This is a genomic window from Actinophytocola sp. (genome assembly GCF_036555685.1).
In the GTDB taxonomy this organism is placed as follows: Bacteria; Actinomycetota; Actinomycetes; order Mycobacteriales; family Pseudonocardiaceae; genus Actinophytocola.
The window spans coordinates 23,883-43,486 of record NZ_DATBKY010000172.1 but is presented as its reverse complement, the minus strand read 5'-3'; the positions used below and the strand labels follow the sequence as shown (position 1 = coordinate 43,486).

Here is a 19,604-nt window from a genome sequence, read left to right as displayed (position 1 = left end):
TCATGACCGGAGCAGCGGGAGCAGCAATGGAGACCTTCCAGGTCGTGGTGAACGACGAGGAGCAGTACTCGGTCTGGGCGGCGGACCAGGACCCGCCCGCCGGCTGGCGGCCGACCGGGTTCACCGGCGGCCGCGACGAGTGCCTCGCCCACATCGACCAGGTCTGGACGGACATGCGCCCGAAGAGCTTGCGCCGCGCGATGGAACCGGAGGCCGGGTCGCGGTGAGCGATGTCCTGACCGTCCGGGCGTCGCGGGCCCAGCAGCAGCTCTGGTTCGTCGAGCAGCTGGTGCCGGACGAGCCGGTGCACAACATCAGCTTCGAACGCCGCTACGCCGGCCGGTTCGACCCCGCGGTGCTGCGGGCGGCGGTGGCGGACGTGGTCGGCAGGCACGAGTCGCTGCGCACCCGGTTCACGGTGCGGGACAACAGCTTGTGGCAGGTCGTCGAGGCGGTGCCGGAGGCCGTGACCGTGGGGTTCGCCGACCTGAGCGACGACTCCGAGTCCGCCTACCTCGAGCTGTGCGCGCGGGTCGGCACGGAGGTGTTCGACCTCGGCCGCGCCCCGCTGTGGCGCATGACGCACGTCCGGCTCGGCGCGGACACCGACGGCCTGGTCGTGGTGCTGCACCACGCGATCGCGGACGCCATCTCCGCCGAGATCTTCATCCGCGACCTCACCGTGGCCTACGAGCGGCGGCTCTCCGGCCAGGCGCCGGACTGGGCGGAGCTGCCGGTGCAGTACGCCGACTTCACGGCCTGGCAGGAAGAGCGATCCGCCGAGCCGGTCGCGCGGCAGGACCTGGACTACTGGCGGGGGCAGCTGGCCGACCTGTCCACAGTGGATCTCACGCACGGCAGGCCGCGGCCCGAGCGGGTGTCGCAGCGCGGCCGCCGGCTGGACTTCGCCATCGAGCCCGCCACCGCGGCGGCCCTCGACGAGTTCGTCCGGGCGGAGCGGGCCACCGCGTTCATGGGCATGCTCGCGGCGTACGCGGCCACGCTCGGCCGGGTCTTCGGCGGCGCGGACGTCGCGGTCGCGAGCCCGGTCGCCGGGCGGCCGCTGCCGGAGCTGCGCGACGTCATCGGCATGTTCGTCGACCAGGTGGTGCTGCGGCTCGACCTCTCCGGCGGGCCGACGTTCCGCGAGCTCGTGCGGGCGGCGCGGCGGGTGGTCGGCGAGGCGCACGACCACGGCTCGGTCGCGTTCGACCAGATCGTGGCGGCGGTGGCGCCCGAGCGGGCGGCGGGTGTGACGCCGCTGGCGCAGGCCGCGATCAACCTGAAGCCACCGGCGCCGCCGCGGTTGCCGGCGGGCCGCATGCCGCGGGCGGTCGACGCCTCGCTGATCGACACGGGCACCGTCACCCACGACCTGTGGCTGGATCTGGAGTCCGAGCCCACGCCCTACACCGGGAGCGTGCGGTACCGGCCGGACGTGGTCGACCCCGCCGCGGCCGCTCTGGTGTGCGAGGTGTTCCCGCGCCTGCTGCGCGCCGGCCTCGCCGCGCCGGATCGTCCCGTATGGACGTTCGACGCGTTGTGGGACGAGCCTGCCGTGCCCGCGCCCGTTGTCGAGGACACGCTGCTGCACGAGCTGGTCTCGCAGCGGGCGGCGGCCACGCCCGACGCACCGGCGGTCGTGTGGGTGGGCGGGTCGCTTTCCTTCGCCGGCCTCGACGCCGCGGCGAACCGGGTCGCGCACGGCCTGCGCTCGCACGGCGCCGGTCCGGAAACCCCGGTCCTGGTCGCGCTGACGCGGTCCGCCGAGTACGCGGTGGCACTGCTCGGGGTGCTGAAGGCGGGTGGGGTGTGCGTGCCGGTCGATCCGGGGGAGACCGCGGCGGAGTTGTCCGCCGTCGCCGCGCGGTGCGGTGCCCGGCTGGCGCTGGCGCTCCCGTTCGCCGACGTCGCCTTGCCCGCCTCGGTGCAGGTGCTGCCGATCGACGTGGCGGCGGTGCCGGATCCGGGCCCGCCCGGCCCGGTGGCGCGGCCGGACAACGGCGCGTGCCTGATGCTCGACGACGGCGTGCTGTTCACGCATCGCAACCTCGTGTCGATGGTGCGTGGCCTGCTCGCCGAGCTGCCGGCCGGGGCGAGCCACCTGCTGGTGCAGCCGCCGACCGTCGACTCGTCGCTGACGCCGGTGCTCTGCGCGCTGGCCGGGGGCGGCGCGCTGCACGTCGTCGACGAGGCGACCGCGCTCGATCCGCAGGAGCTCGGCTCGTTCCTCGCGGCGCATCCGGTCGACTTCCTGACCACGACGCCGTCGCACCTCGCGGCCATGCTCGCGGTCGGCGACGCCGCGGCGTTGCGGCCCCGCCGGGCCGCCGTCCTGGCGGGCGAGCAGGTCGAACCCGTCTTGCGGTCCCGGCTGCGGGACGCGGGCTGGGACGCGGTCACCCTGTACGACCCCGCGGGGCCCGTTGCCGCCGGCCGGCTCGACGAGCCCCTCCGGCCGCTGCCCGGGGTTCGGCTGTCCGTGCTGGACCGGTGGGGCCGTCCGGTGCCGTCGGGCTGCCGGGGCGAGCTGCACGTCGGCGGGCCGCGCGTCACCCGCGGGTATCCCGCCGCACCCGGCGCGACGGCCGCCGCGTTCGTGCCGGACGCGGGCGGTGCGCGCCGCTTCCGGACCGGGGACCTGGCACGCCTCCGGCCCGACGGCACGCTGGTCCTCTGTGGTCGGACCGGCGAGGTGGCCGAGGTCAGCGACGACCCGGCGGCCGCACCGATTGCCCGGGAGGCACCGGAGGATCCCGCCACGCCGACCGAGGAGACCCTGCTGGAAGGCTGGGAGTGGCTGCTCCCGGCGGGCGACTTCGGCGTCACCGACGACTTCTTCGACATCGGCGGCGACTCGATCCTCGCCATCCACGCGGTCGCCGAGGCCCGCCGGCACGGGCTCGAGCTGACCGTCCGGCAGATCCTCGACCTGCGTACGATCCGCGCGCTCGCCCAGGCGCTCGACGCGGCGGAACCGGTCGAGCGGTCGGCGCCCCTCGGCATCGCCGGCCCGACCGTGATCCGCCTGCCGGCTCCCGCGGCCGAGACGCCGACGGTACCCGGCGTCACCGTCGACGGCCGCCGGCTGACCGCCGATCCGTCCCATGTAGACGACTGGACGCTGGGCCGGCTCGTGCGTGGGCTCTGCCCGGACGGTCCACACGAGACGGCCGGGCTCGGCGTGCTCGTGCCGCCGGAGACGGTGGCCGCGCTGGCCGGCCCGGCCCACGAGGCGTACGCCACCACGACCACCGACCTCGTCATCGCCGCGACCATCGCGGCGACGGGCGAGCCGGCCGTCGCGGTCGCCGACACGCGGCGCGCCGAGCCTTCCGCGGACGGCCGCGCCGAGCCTGGGCTGCTGCGGGTCGGCCGGGTGCGCGGTGACGCCGAGCTGATCCGCGCGGTAAAGGAGGCGTTCCGGGCAGCCGAGGACGACGACCCGGCCGTGCCTGGCGTGCGGGTCCTGCCCGTGCCGGACGCCGCCGAGGTGACCGCGATCGGCGACGCGGGGCCCCGGACGCTCGTGACGCTGGCGGGTCCCCGCCTGATCGTCACCGGCGCCGACGGCCTGGCCGAGCAGGTGCGAGACCACCTGGTCCGGCTCGTGGCGCACTGCGCGACGGCCGAGACCGTGTACTCCGCGGCCGACTTCCCGGACGCGGGCCTCGACGACGTGGCGGTCGCCGGCCTGCTCGCCGGCCTGGCGGACCTGGACCCGGAGGCGGCGCAGTGACAACCGACCCCGAGGCGGAGCTCGCGGCCAAGGAGGTCCGCGCGGTGCTCGCCGGCCCGGCGGCACGCGACGCCTTGGCGGCCGTGACCGAGGCGCGTCGGGCGGGGACCGAGCCCGACCCGCGGCCGCTCTACCGCTTGCTGGGCGAGCAGCGGCTGCTCGCGGTCTCGTGGCCGCGGGCCTACGGCGGACGCGCCCTGCCCGCCCGCTGCGCCGCCGCGGTCGTCGGCGAGCTCATCGCCGGTGGGGTGCCCGAGGTGTTGCACACCCTGTCCGTCCAGATCTGCGGCAACTTCCTGCTGACCGCCGGCACACCCGAACAGCGCGCCGCCGTGCTCCCCGGCCTCGCCGCCGGCCGGCGGACCGCGACCGTGCTCTACTCCGAGCCCGGCGTCGGCTCCGATCTGTCCACATTGGAAGCCACGGCGACACGGGCCGGGGACGGCTGGCGCATCAGCGGCCACAAGGTCTACAGCGTGGGCACCGCCCTGGCCGACTACGGCCTGGTCGCGGCGCGGACCAGCGTCGAGGCCACGCCCTACCGCGGCATCACGCTGTTCCTGGTCCCGCTGGACCTGCCCGGCATCACGATCGGCCGGCTGGCTTCCCTCGCCGACGACGACTTCGCGGACGTGCGGCTCGACGGCGTCGAGGTAGCGGCCACCGCGGTGATCGGCCCGGTCGGCGGCGCGTGGCCGCTGATCACCGAGGCGCTCGCGCTGGAGCGCACCGGGGTCGACTACGTGGCCAAGGCCGACCGGTGGCTGCGCGCCGTGCACCCGGCGAGCGAGCAGGCGGCGGAGTACGGCCGCCTGCGCACGCACACGGCGGCCGGCCGCGCACTCGCGGAGCGCTGCGTCGACCAGCTCGACACCGGCCGGGTGGACGCGGTCGCCGCGGCCGCGACCAAGCTGTGGTGCGCCGAGACCGCCCGGTCGGTCGCGTGGTGGTGTGCCGAGACGGCCGGGCCCGCGGCGCTGCGGCAGCCGGGCGTGCTCGAGTCCGCCTACCGCGAGGCGCCCGGACTGACCCTGTCCGCCGGCACCTCGGAGATGATGCTGGAGCTGGTCGCCTCCTCCGGCCTGCCGCTGCCCGACGCCGACGAGCCGCTGGCCGCCGAGCTGCGCGCGGCGTGCCGGGCCGTGGCCGGCGCGTACGACGAGCGCGACCCCGCCGGCGCGTGCTGGCCGGAGCTGGCCCGGCTCGGGGTGTTCGGGCTGACCGTGCCGGCCGAGCGCGGCGGGCTGGACCTCGGCCTGCGCGCGGCCGTGATCTGCTGCGCGGAGCTGGGCCGCGGCCTGCACGACGACGGCATCCTCGACACCCTCACCGCGATCGACGCGCTCGTGCGGGCCGGTCGCGAGCTGCCCCCGCTGGACGGCAGTTGGCGCGCCGTGCTCGCCGACCTCCGCCAGCCCGACCGCCCCGTCGTCGCCGACCCCGGTTCGGCCGACGCCGTGGTGGCCGTTCAGGACGGGCCGGCGCTCGCGCTCGCCACCGGCTTGCCGTTCCGTCCACATCAGACGGCCACCGGCCGGGTGTGGGCCGTCGACGGTCCGGCGGCGGCCGCGGACGTGCTCGCCGACGGCACCGAGGTGCTCGCCGCCGGGCGGGTGCGCCGTGCCGCGTGGCTGCTCGGCCTCGCGGGCGGCTGCCTGACGCACACCGTCCATCGGGCGCGCACCCGCGAGCAGTTCGGCCGGGCGCTGATCGCCAACCAGGACATCGCGTTCCGGCTCGCCCGCCTCGCCGTCCGGCTGCACGCGCTCACCGCGCTCGTCACCGACCTGGCCGGGCGGTTCGACGACGGCGGACCGGATCCCGCGCTCGCCGCCGGGGTGCTCGCCGAGGCGGGCGCGCTGGCGCTGGACGCCAGCCGCGAGGCCGTCCACCTGCACGGTGCGTTCGGCATGACCGACGGATCGCCGGTGCGCCGGCACTACCTGGCGGCGCCCGTGGCGATCGCGGGCGACGCGGCACCCGCCGTGCTGCGCGCCGAGGCGGGGGTGGGCTGACCGTGGCCGAGAAGACCGGAACGACCCGAACCGCCCGCCGGTGGCGGCCGTTCTCCGCACCCGTCTGGCACAACCGCGACTTCGTGAAGCTGTGGACAGGCCAGACGTTCTCCCAGTTCGGCGCCTACGTGAGCACGATCGTGGTGCCGCTGCTCGCGATCGAGACGCTGAACGCGGGCGCCGACGAGCTGGGCGTGCTGGGCCTGCTGAGCAAGCTGCCCGCGGTGCTCTACCTCGTGGCCGGGATCTGGGTCGACCGCATGCGCAAGCGGCCGACGCTGATCATCACGAACCTCGTGCGCGCCGCGCTGCTGCTGATGATCCCGGTCGAGTTCGCGCTCGGGATCCTCTCGATCGGCCTGCTCGGGGCGACGCTGCTGATCTCCGCGGTGCTCACGGTCTGGTTCGACACCGCGTACATGAGCTACCTGCCGGGCCTGGTCGGCCGCGAGCACCTGATCGAGGCCAACAGCCGGATGGAGTCGGCCCGGGCCACCGCACAGCTGACCGGACCGACCATCGGCGGCCTGCTGGTGCAGGCGGTCACCGCGCCGATCGCCGTGATCCTGGACGGCCTGTCCCTGCTCGCGTCCGTGTTCACGCTCGGCCGCATCAAGTACCGCGAACCCGAGCCGGCGCGGCAGGCTGCCGACGGTGCGCGCGGGGTACGCCGGGCGTGGGACGACCTGCTCGAGGGGCTGCGCTTCCTCGCCCGCCACGCCGTGCTGGGGCCGCTGATGCGGGCGATCGCGATCAGCAACGTGGCGTGGTCCGCGGAGACCACCTTGTACGTCATCTATGTCGTCTCGGTGCTGGACCTGCCGACCGCGCTGGTCGGCCTCACGCTGATCGGCACCGGCCCCGGCGCGCTGGTCGGCGCGCTCGCCGCCGGCCCGATCGCGCGCCGGATCGGGGTCGGCGGTGCGATCTGCACCGGCCTCGCCGGGTTCTGCCTGTCCACCCTGCTGATCCCGCTGACGCCGGCGTTCATCGGGGCGGCGCTGCCGATGCTGATCGTCGCGGCGTTCCTGATGTCGGCGAGCGGTGCGGTGTCCGCGATCAACGTGGAGAGCCTGTTCCAACGGTCCACTCCGGATGACCTGCAGGGCCGGGTGATGGGCTCGTTCCGGTTCCTCACCGTGGGACTCTGGCCGCTCGGCGCGCTGCTCGGCGGCTTGCTGGGCGCCGCGATCGGCCCGCGCGAGGCGCTGTTCGCAGCGGTCGTGGTCCTCGCGGTCGCGCCGCTGCTCGTGTGGTTCTCGCCGGTGCGCCGGGTCGGACCGGCCGAGCCGGCGGAGCCGGCCGGGGAGGGGGCCTGATGGCCGGGACCAAGCGCCGGGTGCGCGACATCTACCCGCTGACCGCGATGCAGCAGGGCATGCTCGTGCACGCGCTGCGGACCGCGGACCGTCCGGTGTACCAGCAGCAGTTCGTCCTCGGCGTCACCGGTGTACCGGACGAGGTGGCGCTGCGGCAGGGCCTGGACGACCTCGTGTCCCGGCACACCGTGCTGCGCACCGGGTTCGTCTGGGAGGGCGTCGAGAACCCGGTACAGGTCGTGTTCGCCGAAGCGCCGCTGCGCCTCGAGGTCACCGACGCCCGCGGTAGCGATGTGGACGCCGCGGTGCGGGCCGCACTGGCCGCCCAGTGGGCGACGCCGTTCGACATGCGCCGGCCACCGCTGCTGCGGGCGCACGCGCTGCGGGTGGGCGAGGCCGAGTGGCGGCTCGTCACGACGGCACACCACCTCGTGCTCGACGGCTGGAGCATGCCGACCGTGCAGGAGGACCTGGCCGAGCTGATCGCCGCCCGGCAGGAGGGGCGGGCGGCGGCGCTGCCCCCGGCCGCGCCGTTCCGCGAGTTCGTGACGTGGCTGCGCGACCACGACACCACCGAGGCGGCGAACGCGCATTTCAAGCGGCTGCTCGGCGACCTGCGGCACCCCACCCCGCTCGGCGTCGACCGGGTGGGACGGGTCAGCGCCGAGGCCGGACCGGCCGGCCGGATCGAGCGCTTCGTGCCCGGTGTCCTGGCCCGCCGGCCGGGGGTGTTGCCCAGCACGATCGCCCACGCCGCGTGGGGCCTGCTGCTGTCGCGGTGCGCGGGCACCCCCGACGCGGTTTTCGGCACGACCGTGTCCGGCCGCCCCGCGGAGCTGCCCGGCGTGACCGAGCGGGTGGGCATGTTCGTCAACACGGTCCCGGTGCGCGTCGCCGTCGACGGTGAGCTGCCGGTCGGCCCGTGGCTCGCCGCGGTACAGGAACAGCTGATCGCCGGCCGCGCGTTCGAGCACATCCCGGTGGCCGCGGCGCAGCGGTGCAGCGCGGTGCCGATGGGGGAGCCGCTGTACGAGAGCGTGCTGGGCTTCCAGAACTACTTCCTGTCCGAATCGGACACCGCCGAGTCGACCGGCACGGTCACCGTCCGCGCGCTGCGCCAGCAGGAGCAGACCGGCCTGCCGCTGGTGGTGTCGGTCGCCCTGCCGACGGATTCGATCTGGGTCCGGGTGGAGTACGACGAGCACCGCATCGACCGCCCGGTCGCCGAGTGGCTCGCCGACCGCTACGGACGGCTGCTAAAGGAGCTGGCCTCCGCACCGGACGACCAGCGGTTGAGCGACATCCCGCTGGTGGCGCCCGCCGACGTGGAGCCCGTGCCGCCGCGCCCGGTCGCACCGCTACCCGCATACGCCCCGGCGGGCGCGGCCGCTGCCCAGCTGCGGGCGGCGGGCGTACGCGCCGGCGACCGGGTGCTGCTCCGCCTACCCGCGTCGCCGGACCTGCTCGCCGCCGCGCTCGGTGCCCTCTCACTCGGCGCGGACGTCGAGCAGGTCCCGCTGGACGCGTCGGCCACCGAGCTGGCCGCACGCTGCCGTGACGCGGCGGTGCTCGTCGTCCCGGACGGTACGTCGTTCGCCGTGCCCCCACCGGTTTCCGTCGTCCACCTGGCACTGTCGGCCGACGCCCCGCCACCCGATGAGCCATCCGGCCGCTGGCGAGGTGCGTCGGCCCGGACCTTGGCCGAGGCAGTGGCGGCGGCGAGCGCGCTGCCGTTCGAGCCGGGCTCGCCTGCCGTGCTCGCCTTGGGCGCTGACGACCCGGCGTTGCTGCCGGTGGCGCTGGCCGCGTTGGCCGCCGGCGCGTCGCCGGAGTTCCGCGACCCGCTCGCGCCTGGCCCGCGCGATGGCGGTGTGGTCGCCGGCCCCGCCGTGCCGGGCGCGTGGCGTGTGTTCGGTACGGCTGCCACCGGCGGCGTGTACGCCTGCGTTCCGCCGGGGCAGCAGGACTTCGGAGCGGTTCCGGGTGGCTGGCTTGCCGACCCGGCCGGTCGGCCGGTGCCCGATGCCGTGGCCGGGGAACTGGTCGTCACCGGTGCGGACGGCGACGTTCGTACCGGAGTCCGGGCGCGTCGCCGGGGCGATGGCACGCTCGAGCGGCTGGGCGATCGGCCCGGTGGCGAGGATCTCTGGGTGGCCGCGCAGCTCGAACGCGACGATGCCATCGCGGCGGCCGTCGTCCTGGGGGAGCGGGCCTGGGTCGCCGGTGCCGGCGGGCGCGGCGTCGACGTGGCCGCGTCGCTCAACCGGCTGCGCCAGCGCGTGCCCAGCGCTCTGCTGCCCGCGGACGTCCGGCAGATCGCCGAGCTGCCGCGGTCCGCGAGCGGGCATGTCGACGTCCCCGCGCTGATCGGGGCCGACCCCGGGCGCGAGCACGTCGAGTCCCGGCCGCTCGCGGACCGCCTCGCCGCGTGGCCCGAGCCGCGGCGCACCGGGTTCCTCGCCGGGCTGCGGGCGGCGCAGCGGGCCGTCCCGCCCATCCGGCCGGGGCGGGTCCGCGGTCGGGTACCTCGGTCGGTGCAGCAGGAGTTCTACGCCGAGGCCGAGGCGTTGCGACCGTGGGTCGAGTCCACAATGGACAAGCCGGCTGGCGCCACGACGCTCACCTACGACGACTACGCGGCCTGGCAGGTCGATCCGCGGCGCACCGCCGAGCGGGAACGGCAGGAGGCGTACTGGAAGACCACCCTTCGCGGCGCCCCGGCCTCGGGCATCCCCGCCGACCGCGTGGCGCCCGGCGCGCCCGCCCGTGGACAGGCCAGCCTCACCGTGGCGGAGACCGCCACGACGAGGCGCTGGCTCGCCGCCCTCGCGCTCGTGCTCGGCCGCTGCGGGCGCGACGACGACGTCGTCCTCGGCGTGGTCACCCGCCCGGTCCTGCCCCCCGACCTCGACGGCGTGCCCGGGCCCTTCTGCCGGATGCTGCCGGTCCGGGTCGCGATCGGTGCGGGACTGACCGACGCCGCCACCGAGGCGCTCGAGGCCGCCCGGCGCAACGCCGACGTGCCATGGTCCAAGCTGCGCTCGATGCTCGCCGAGGACCCGCTCGTCAGCGTCGCCGTGCACGACCGAGCCGGCCGGCTCGCGCCGCACGCGGCCGCCACCGTGGGCCTCGACATCGCGCCCGCACCCGACGGCGGCACCGAGATCACCGCCGTGTTCGACGGGCGGGCGATCACCGAGCACACCGTGACCGCGCTGATCCGGCGTACCGCCCTCGCCGTCTCACTCGACCGCGCCGAGCCGGGCCGGCCCATCGACGCCGCCGACCTGGTCACCGGCGAGGAGCGGGCCGAGCTGCTGCGCGCGGGCGACGGCGGCCTGCTCAACGACCCACCCGCCACGATTCCCGGCCTGGTCGTCCAGCAGGACCCCGACGCGACCGCGCTCGTCGCGACCGACGGCGAGCTGACCTACCGGCAGCTGCTCGACCGGGCAGCCGGGCTGGCGGCCGAGCTCCGCGAGCGAGGCGTCGGCCCGGAGGACCGGGTCGCGGTATGCCTGCCGCGCACCGCCGCGACGGTGTGGGCGCCGCTCGGCATCATGATGGCCGGCGCCGCGTACGTGCCCGTCGACCCGAAGTATCCGCCGGCCCGCATCGCGTACCTGTGCGCCGACGCCGGAGTGTCCATAGTGGTCACGACGGCCGACCTGGCGGACCGGTTCCCGGACGGGACTCCCGTGCTGGAGCCGGAATCGACGGCGGCGCGGCCGGTCGATGCGATGACCGCACGGCCGGACGGCGGCGCCTACGTCATCTACACATCGGGCAGCACCGGCCGGCCGAAGGGCGTCCTGGTCGAGCACCGCGCGGTCGCCGACTTCTCCCGGCACATCGCGACCGCCTACGGGATCGGGCCGGAAACCCGGCTGCTCGGCTTCGCCGCGCTCACGTTCGACGTGTCCGTGTTCGACCTGTGGTCGGCGCTCTGTGCCGGCGCGACGCTGGTCCTGGCCGGCGACGAGGAACGCCTCTCGGTCGAGGCGCTGCAGCGGTTGCTGATCGAGCAGCGCGTCACCGCCGCCGAGCTGCCACCGAGCCTGATGCCGCTGCTCGACCCCGCCGCGCTGCCCCACCTGCGACTGGTGTCGGTCGGCGGCGAGGCGCCACCGGGCGTGCTCGTCGACGAGTGGGCCACCGAGCGCCGCGAGTTCTGGAACGGCTACGGCCCGGCCGAGACCACGGTCGCGGTCACCCTCATGCGCTGCGAGCCACCCTCCGGCGGGCGGATCCCGCCGATCGGCCTGCCGATGCCCAACCATCGCGCGTACGTGCTCGACGAGCACCTGCGCCCGGTGCCGGCGGGCGTCCCGGGGGAGCTGTGCATCGCCGGGGCCGGGCTCGCCCGCGGCTACCTCGGCCGGCCCGGCCACACCGCCGACCGGTTCGTGCCCGACCCCTTCGGCGACGAACCGGGCGCGCGGCTGTACCGCACCGGCGACCTGGCGCGGTGGACACCGGTGCCGCTGCCCGACGCCGCCAGCCGGTCGTCGCTCGGCGTACTCGAGTTCCTCGGCCGGGTGGACCGCCAGGTCAAGCTCCGCGGGTTCCGGGTGGAGCTCGGCGAGGTCGAGTCGGTGCTGGCCGCCGACCCACGGGTGCGGCAGGTCGCGGTCGAGGTGTGGGACGGCGCGGACGCCGGCCGGCACCTGACCGCATACGTCGTGCCCGCCGGTGAGGAGCCGGCACTCCACGAGGTCCGCGAGGTCGCGGCCGCGCGGCTGCCCGACTACATGGTTCCCACCCGGCTCGCCGTCCTGGCCGAGCTGCCCCGCACCCCGAGCGGCAAGATCGACCGCCGGGCGCTCCCGGCCCCGCCCGAACCGGCGGCGACGGCCACGGACACGGAGTGGACCGAGCTGGAACGCGTCATCGCCACCGAGGTCCTCGGGCCGCTGCTCTCGCTGTCTACTGTGGACAAGTCGACCGACTTCTTCGAGCTGGGCGGCAACTCGCTGCAGGCCACCCAGGTGACCGCACGGGTGCGGGACCGGCTGGGCGTCGACATCGGGCTCGCCGACTTCCTCGCCGAGCCGACCGTCGCCCGGCTGGCCACGCTGGTCGAACGGGAACGGGAGCGCGCGAGCGCGCGCCAGGACCAGGTCTACGCCGAGCGGCCCGTGCCGCGCATGACGCCGGGAACCGTGCTGCCCCAGTCCTTCCCGCAGGAGGCGCTCTTCCGCGCGGACGAGGGCTACGGCCACGACCCTTGGTACAACGCCCCGTTCGCGGTACGCATGCGCGGCCGGCTCGACCTCGGCGCGCTGCGCCGGGCCTTCGCGCTGCTGGTGCGCCGGCACGCGCCGCTGCGGGTCTCCCTGCACCGCGAGGGCGACGAATACGTCCAGCGCGTGCTGGACCTGACCGAGATCCCGGTCGAGGTGTCCGATGTGGCGGGTCCGGACCCCGAGCGCACGGTCCGCCGGCTCATCCGGGAGGAGGGCGCCCGCCCGTTCGACCTGGCCGCCGGCCCGCTGATCCGCGCCCGCGTGCACCGGCTCGGCCCGGACGACCACGTCGTGCAGTGGACGGTCCACCACACCGCGATCGACGGCTGGTCCATCGGCATCACGCTGCACGAGATCGGCACCGCCTACCACGCCTACGCCGACGGCACCGAGCCCGACCTCAAGCCCATCGAGGGCGACTATGCCGAGTTCGTCCAGTGGCACCGCGAGTACCGGGCCGGCCCGCGCTACGGAGAGGACCTGGCCGCGTGGCGCGACCAGCTGCGCGGGCTCGGCGGCATCGGGCTGCCCACCGAGGTCGAGCGCGCGGGCCACGAGTTCCGGCCCGGCTTCCTCGACCTGGTCGTCGACCGGAAGCTGGGCGCGGCGGTGGACGCGCTCGGCAAGCGCAGCGGCACGTCGCTGTACATGACCGGCCTCGCCGCCCACGCCGCGGTCCTCGCCGCCCACTCCGGCGCGGACGAGATCGCCGTCGTCACGCCGAACGCGTTGCGCGTCCGGTCGCACTGGGAGCGGCTGGTCGGCTGGTTCGTCAACCGGCTCGTGGTCCGGGTGCCGGTGGCCGGTGCGGCCACGTTCGCCGACCTGCTGCGTGTCACCCGCGAGGTGACCACCGCCGCGTTCGGCCGCCCGACCGTGCCGTTCGAGACGTTGCGTGCCGAGCTGGCGATCCCGGACGCGGCGCTGGCGGCCTGCTTCTCCGTACAGAACGCGCCGATGGCGGGCCGGGCGTTCCGGACGAGCGAGTTCGACATGGAGCTCGTCGGCGGCGACAACGGGTTCGACTTCGCCCCGATCGGACCGGTGTACGCGCCGATCGGCCTGCACTACGAGAGCGCGGTCTCCCTGCTGCCCCAGCAGGACGGCAGCCTCGCCGGCGGCTGGGAGTACGACGCCGCGCTGTTCGACGAGGCGACCGTGCGGCGGTGGCGGGCCGGCCTGCTCGCCGTGCTCGCCCGGGCGGCGGCCGCGCCCGACACCCCGGTCCGCGAGCTGTTCCGGATCGCGACGCAGAGCTGACCTCAGATGATCGATTCAAGAAGGAGTGCACGATGACTCAGATGGATGTGAAGCCCGGCGCGACGACCACGACGGAGCTCAGCGGCCTGGTCCGGTCCGTCGCCGCCGATCCGTCGGCCGACGCGCTGCACGAGCTCGAGCGGCGCGCCGACGAGGTGAGCATCCGCGCTTTCGGCGACGACGATCCCGCCGCGGAGCTGGAGGCACAGCGCTTCCTGTACGAGGTCTACGCGCACCGGATCCTGCCGCCGTGGTCCCCGGACTGGCGCGACTACACGGATCCGGTCGTCGTGAACGCGCACCGCCGCGTCGGCGACGCGTGGCTCGCGCGCGACCGCAAGGTGTACGGCGCGGGCCTGGAGATCCCGACCACGCCCGAGGGCTTCGGGAAGTGGGCCACCGTGGTGTGCGAGGAGCACGCGTCCGGCGTGACCCACCCGCTGTTCGACTTCCTCGCCGAGCGGGCGACCTTCGAGCAGCTGCGGGAGTTCCAGGCGCAGGAGACGCCGTTCGACATCCACTTCGGTGACCTGGTCGCGCTGCTGCTACCGGGCATCCACGGCGGCCAGAAGATCGAGCTGGCCGGCAACTTCTGGGACGAGATGGGCAACGGGAAGCTCGCCGGCACGCACCGGCAGCTGCGCCTGGACATGATGAAGCGCATCGGCGTACCCGCCGACGACTATCTGTCCAACGTGGACTTCTACTGGGTGGAAGAGCTGCGGATGGCCAACATGTACTTCCAGACCTCCGCGGACCGCAGCCTCGCGCCGCAGGCGATCGGCATGCTGCAGGCCACCGAGCTCGTGGTGCCGGGGCGGCTCGAGCGGCAGATCGAGGGCTGGCGGCGGGTCGGGCTCACCGACGCCGAGATGCACTACCTGCTCGAGCACGTCGTGGTCGACGTCGAGCACGCCGAGGGCTGGCTCAACCACGTCATCGCCCCGCTCGCCGCGGCCCGCCCGGACATGCTCCCCGAGGTGGCCATCGGCATCCTGCGCCGGCTCGACTGCGCGCTGGCCGTGTGCGACCGCGCCATGCGCGACATCGCCTGACCAGCCGGGCGCCATGACGTCGAGGACGCTCTACGAATGGTTCGCCCGATCCGCCGAGCGGCACCCGGAGGCGGTCGCGCTCGAGGTCGACGGGGAGGTGCTGACCTACCGCGAGCTGCGCCGCTGCGCGGAGGCGGTGGCCGGCACCGTCCTCGCCGCCCGGGGCTCGGTACCGGACCGGGTGGCGTTGCTGGCGAGCCGCAGCCTCGTGGCGTTCGCCGGCTACCTCGCCGCGCTGCGGCTCGGCGCCACGGTCGTGCCGCTCAACCCGTCGCATCCGGTGCGCCGCAACGAGGTCATCTGCGGTTCGATCGACTGCGACGTGCTGCTCGCCGACGACGGAGTGGCCGAGCTGGACGGCCTGGCCGGCGCGGCGGGCACCGTCGTCCGGCTCGGTGCCGCCGACGTGCTGGCCGCCCGGCCGGGCCCGCTACCGGCGTTGTCGGCCGCGGCCGACGACGTGGCGTACGTGCTGTTCACCTCCGGGTCGACGGGCCGACCCAAGGGCGTGCCGATCAGCCACGGCAACGTGTCGCCGTTCGTGGCACGCAACATCGCGCGCTTCGAGGTCGGCCCGGGCTGCCGGATGTCGCACACGTTCGACTTCACCTTCGACCCGTCGGTGTTCGACCTGTTCGTCACATGGGGCGGCGGCGCCACGCTGGTGTCGCCGAGCCGGACCGACCTGCTCAGCCCGGTGGACTTCCTGGCGGACAAGGCGATCACGCACTGGTTCTCGGTGCCGTCCGTGGTGTCGGTCAGCGCGAACCTCGGCAACCTGCCCACCGGCCGGTCCACGGTGCTGCGGCAGAGCATCTTCATCGGCGAGCAGCTCACCCGGGCCCAGGCCGCGGCGTGGCGCGCGGTCGCGCCGGGCGCCCGCATCGACAACGTGTACGGCCCCACGGAGCTGACCGTGGCGTGCACGGAATACCGCCTCCCCGCCGACCCGGCCGGCTGGCCCGCGACGTCGAACGACACCGTCCCCATCGGACCGGTGTACGACTATCTCGACCACGTGATCGTCGACGAGGACGGGTTCGCGGCGCAGGAGGGCGAGCTGTGCGTGCGCGGGGCGCAGCGGTTCGCCGGGTACCTGGATCCACGCGACGACGCCGGCCGGTTCCTGGTCCGGGAGGGCGACAGGTACGTGCCGGCCGACGGTGTCGCGCCGCGGCCGGAGTTCTACTACCGCACCGGTGACCGGGTGCGGTGGGAGGCCGGTGAGCTCGTCCACCTGTCACGGCTCGACCACCAGCTCAAGATCTGGGGCTACCGGGTGGAGCTGGGCGAGGTGGAGGCCGCCATCGCCCGCCACCCGGACGTGACCCAGGCGGTGGTGATCGCGGAGCGCGGCGCGGACGGCCCGGAGCTGGTCGCGTTCTACACCGGCACGCCGCAGCCCGGCCGGCAGCTCGTCCGGTGGCTGCGCGAGTACCTGCCGATCCACATGGTGCCGCGGCGGCTGAACCATCGGGACTCGCTGCCGCTGAACGTCAACGGCAAGATCGACCGTAACGCCCTGCGCGAGACCGGCCCGCGTGCGGCGGGACGGCCGTCGTGATCGAGAACCAGGGCGGAGTGGTCACTGTCCCGCGAGGATGAGGTCGGCGGCCCGCCACGCCAGCGCTGTGACCGGACCGTTGAGGTTGCCGGACACCATGATCGGCAGCACCGAGGCGTCGACGACGCGCAGGTTCGCCACCCCGCGCACGCGCAGCCGCGGGTCGACCACGTCGCCGTCGTCCGGGCCCATCCCGCAGGTGCCGATCGCGTGGTAGCCGCACCCGCCCATGACGAGGCCGGCGTCGAGGATCTGCTCGTCGGTGTCCACGTTGGGCCCGGGCACGAGCTCGTGCGCGATCCGCTTCGCGAGCGGCTCGGCGGCGAACATCCGGCGCATGCCGCGGAAGACGTCGACGGACGTCACGCGGTCGTACTCGGCGGTGAGGTAGCCGGTGTCGATGTCCAGTGGTGCGTCCGGGTCCGCCGAGGTGATGCGGATGCCGCCCTGGCTCTCCGGCCGCAGGATGTAGGCCACGGCCATGATCCCCGGCTCCTGCTCGATCTGCAGCGCCTTGCCGGGCTCTGGCGGCAGCACGGAGAACGGCGCGATCTGGAACTGGGCGTCCGGGCGGTCGAGCTCCGGGCGGGTCTTGAAGAAGCCGACGATGTCGAACGACGGCCCGGCGAGCACACCGGTGCGCGAGCGCTGGTACTCCTCCATGGCCCGCGCCTGGCCGGCCTCGGTGCTGAGCAGCTTGTTGTAGCCGAGGTCCTCGGCGAGCCGGAACATCATGGTGAACACGCGGTGCTCGCGCATCCGGCCGCCGACGTTCGGGCTGTCCACCACGACGTCCACGCCCGCGGCGCGCAACGCGTCCGCGGGTCCGACGCCGGACAGCTGCAGGATCTTGGGCGTCGCGAGGGAGCCCGCCGCGAGGATCACCTCGCGGGTCGCGTGCGCCTGGAAGATCTCGCCGTCCTGCCGGCCCCGCACGCCGGTCGCCCGGCCGCCGTCGAGCAGCACGCGGTCGACGAGCGTCTCCACGGCCACGCTCAGGTTGGGCCGGCCGATGACCGGGTGCAGGAACGCGCCGGCCGCGCTGACCCGGAGGCCGTCGCGGATGGTCGAGGTCGCGTAGCCGACGCGCTCCTCGTCCGCCTCGTTGAGATCGGCCGTCCGCCGCCAGCCGAGCGAGGTGCCCGCGGTGATGATGTCCTCGAGCAACGGGTCGCCGGCATCCGGCGTCGACACGCGCAGGGGTCCGCCGCTGCCGCGGACGGCGGACTCGCCGAGCGGGTTGTCCTCGATCGTCTTGAAGACCGGCAGCATGTCCGCCCAGCCCCATCCGGGGTTGCCGAGCCGCTCGAGCGCGTCGTAGTCCGCGGGCTGGCCGCGGTTGTAGACCATGCCGTTGACCGCGCTCGACCCGCCGAGCGTCTTGCCGCGCACCCAGAACTCCTGCTGCCGCGCCGGGCCGAACGGACGGGTGGGGTAGTGCCACGCGGTGTTCGGGTCGCCCAGCAGCTCGCCGAAGCCACGTGGGATGGCGATGAGCGGGTTCGTGTCCTGGTCGCCCGCCTCGATCAGCAGCACGCTGACCCCGGGGTCCGCGGAGAGCCGGTTGGCGAGCACGCAGCCGGCGGGTCCCGCGCCGACGATGACGTAGTCGAACTGTGTCACGGAGTCTCCCGTCCTTGAGAGTCAGCAAAACACAGTAGTACTACTACCGATCAAGTGGTGGTGCGCCGGATTTCGGCCAATTCGTTGGTCCACTATGGATTTAACGTGAAACGTTCGCGTGCGCGGGGGAGTGGACGACCTGGCCGGTGTGGGGGCAAGAACACCACCACGGGGGCGCCGGACCTCGGTCACATCACGCCGAACGACTCGCTGATCCTGTACCTGTTCGCCGGGCCCGGTTCTGGTTCGTGTGGGACGAGCTCGCGCTGGGCGCGCGCGGTGCCGTGGTCGTCGTGGCCGTCGACGGCTTCGTCGGCAAGCAGCTGTACATAGTGGACGAGATGCGCGACGCGACCGGGCTTCGACACGCAAATCCCGGTCATGCGGTGCGACATCCGCCACCGCGAGTCGAGCGCCGGCCTCAGTGGTCCAACGGCCGGGTGCCCGTGGATCGACGTGGATCGACGCGCCGTACCGCTCGGACTCACATGCGCGCCAGCACGTCCACACCGCCGCGATGGGTGTGTGCCCGCAGTGCCGCGGCCAGGAGCCGCTTGATGATCTGGTCCTTGGCGGCCGCGGCCACGTCACCGGCCGCTTCGAACTCATGGAGGAGTTGCCGGATCTCGCCGTGATCCTGCTGCAGCAGCGCGAGCGTCTCCTTGGACATCGTTCAGCCCTCCCACCAGGCTCGTCTGTCGGGTAATCGGATACCCCCCGACCCGGATCCGAAACGGGCGGCCACTGTGGCGCCGGTCCGGTGATCAAGTGGGAGGACGCGACGTGTCGGCTGACGACTCGCAGCGGTACCGGTAGCGGGTGCGCGGCTACACCCACGGCCACCCCGCCGGACGGTTCGCGGCCGGGGCGCTCGCTCGGAAACCGGCGTGATGGGAATCTGGCAACGAGAAGTCCTATCCGGGAAGTAGGTTTCCCACGGATCATTGGTGCGTTCGGGATCCCTGCCCCGGAGGTAACGATGTCGTTTCCCCGCACCCTCTTCCGCCCGCTCCTCGTCGCCGCGGTGACCGCCGCGACCGTTGCCGGACTGGCGATGCCGGCCTCGGCCGCGACCGGCAGATACGTCGCGCTCGGCGACTCCTACTCGTCCGGCACCGGCGCCGGCAGCTACGGCAACAGCGGCAGCTGCAAGCGCAGTGCGAACTCCTACCCGCAGCTGTGGGCCAACGCGAACGCCCCGTCGTCGTTCGCGTTCGTGGCCTGCTCCGGCGCGGTGACCAGCGACGTGCTGAACAGCCAGGTCGCCTCGGTCACGTCCGACACCGCGCTCGTGACGATCTCCATCGGCGGCAACGACGCGGGCTTCGCCGACGTCATGACCACCTGCAACACCAGCTCCGACTCGACCTGCGTCAGCCGCAACCAGCAGGCACAGGACTTCGCCCGCACCACGCTGCCCGGCCGACTGAACAACGTCTACACCCAGATCCGCAACCGGGCGCCGAGCGCGCGCGTGGTCGTGCTCGGCTACCCGCACATCTACCAGCTCAACGGCTCCTGCTGGATCGGCCTGAGCGAGACCAAGCGGGCCGCGATCAACCAGTCCTCCGACGTGCTCGCCTCGGTGATCTCCGGCCGCGCCGCCGCGTACGGGTTCACCTACATCGACGCGCGGAACAGCTTCGCCGGCCACGAGATCTGCGCTTCGGGTACCCGCTGGCTCAACAGCGTCACCTGGCCGATCGACGAGTCGTACCACCCGAACAGCAGCGGCCAGCGCGGCGGCTACTACAACCCGCTGGAGGCGGTCGCCTGATCCCCC

The 19,604-nt window shown here is 74.2% G+C and carries 11 protein-coding genes; 8 read left to right on the top strand and 3 right to left on the bottom strand.

Translation table 11 applies throughout. From position 1 onward, the window contains the following. Nucleotides 1-2 precede the first annotated feature (2 nt). The 7 genes from VH969_RS16500 to VH969_RS16470 are packed head-to-tail and all read left to right on the top strand — an operon-like array spanning nucleotide 3 to nucleotide 16,198. Nucleotides 3-227, top strand: coding sequence for an MbtH family protein (locus tag VH969_RS16500; RefSeq protein WP_414638532.1), 225 nt, complete (start codon nucleotides 3-5; stop codon nucleotides 225-227). After that, a complete protein-coding gene (locus VH969_RS16495; RefSeq protein WP_331975027.1) occupies nucleotides 224-3,739 on the top strand; it encodes a condensation domain-containing protein in 3,516 nt (1,171 codons plus the stop codon). The genes VH969_RS16500 and VH969_RS16495 overlap by 4 nt, the downstream gene beginning before the upstream one ends. Then, nucleotides 3,736-5,754: an acyl-CoA dehydrogenase family protein gene (locus VH969_RS16490; protein WP_331975025.1), complete on the top strand. Its 2,019-nt coding sequence runs from the start codon at nucleotides 3,736-3,738 to the stop codon at nucleotides 5,752-5,754. The genes VH969_RS16495 and VH969_RS16490 overlap by 4 nt, the downstream gene beginning before the upstream one ends. Before the next feature lie 2 nt (nucleotides 5,755-5,756). After that, nucleotides 5,757-7,073 (top strand): MFS transporter, encoded by a 1,317-nt coding sequence (locus VH969_RS16485; RefSeq protein ID WP_331975023.1) that lies wholly within the window; start codon nucleotides 5,757-5,759, stop codon nucleotides 7,071-7,073. Further along, nucleotides 7,073-13,579, top strand: a complete 6,507-nt coding sequence (locus VH969_RS16480; RefSeq protein ID WP_331975021.1) for a non-ribosomal peptide synthetase — start codon at nucleotides 7,073-7,075, stop codon at nucleotides 13,577-13,579. The genes VH969_RS16485 and VH969_RS16480 overlap by 1 nt, the downstream gene beginning before the upstream one ends. Nucleotides 13,580-13,611: 32 nt before the next feature. Beyond that, nucleotides 13,612-14,634 carry an iron-containing redox enzyme family protein gene (locus VH969_RS16475; protein ID WP_331975019.1) on the top strand — a complete coding sequence of 341 codons (1,023 nt, stop codon included), beginning with the start codon at nucleotides 13,612-13,614 and terminating at the stop codon, nucleotides 14,632-14,634. Nucleotides 14,635-14,647: 13 nt separating this feature from the next. After that, nucleotides 14,648-16,198, top strand: coding sequence for an AMP-binding protein (locus VH969_RS16470; protein ID WP_331975017.1), 1,551 nt, complete (start codon nucleotides 14,648-14,650; stop codon nucleotides 16,196-16,198). Between the two features lie 21 nt (nucleotides 16,199-16,219). Here the strand turns inward: VH969_RS16470 and VH969_RS16465 are convergent, their stop codons facing one another. The 3 genes from VH969_RS16465 to VH969_RS16455 all read right to left on the bottom strand — a co-directional run bounded on the left by VH969_RS16465 (nucleotide 16,220) and on the right by VH969_RS16455 (nucleotide 18,491). Then, complete coding sequence (locus VH969_RS16465; protein ID WP_331975015.1) at nucleotides 16,220-17,821, bottom strand: GMC family oxidoreductase; 1,602 nt, start codon at nucleotides 17,819-17,821, stop codon at nucleotides 16,220-16,222. 188 nt (nucleotides 17,822-18,009) lie between these two features. Next, nucleotides 18,010-18,204: a hypothetical protein gene (locus tag VH969_RS16460; protein ID WP_331975013.1), complete on the bottom strand. Its 195-nt coding sequence runs from the start codon at nucleotides 18,202-18,204 to the stop codon at nucleotides 18,010-18,012. 101 nt (nucleotides 18,205-18,305) lie between these two features. Continuing rightward, on the bottom strand, nucleotides 18,306-18,491 hold the full coding sequence (locus VH969_RS16455; RefSeq protein ID WP_331975011.1) for a hypothetical protein: 186 nt from the start codon (nucleotides 18,489-18,491) through the stop codon (nucleotides 18,306-18,308). Nucleotides 18,492-18,800: 309 nt separating this feature from the next. Here VH969_RS16455 and VH969_RS16450 point away from each other — a divergent pair, with 309 nt between their 5' ends. After that, nucleotides 18,801-19,598, top strand: a complete 798-nt coding sequence (locus VH969_RS16450; RefSeq protein ID WP_331975009.1) for an SGNH/GDSL hydrolase family protein — start codon at nucleotides 18,801-18,803, stop codon at nucleotides 19,596-19,598. The last annotated feature ends 6 nt before the right edge of the window (nucleotides 19,599-19,604 follow it).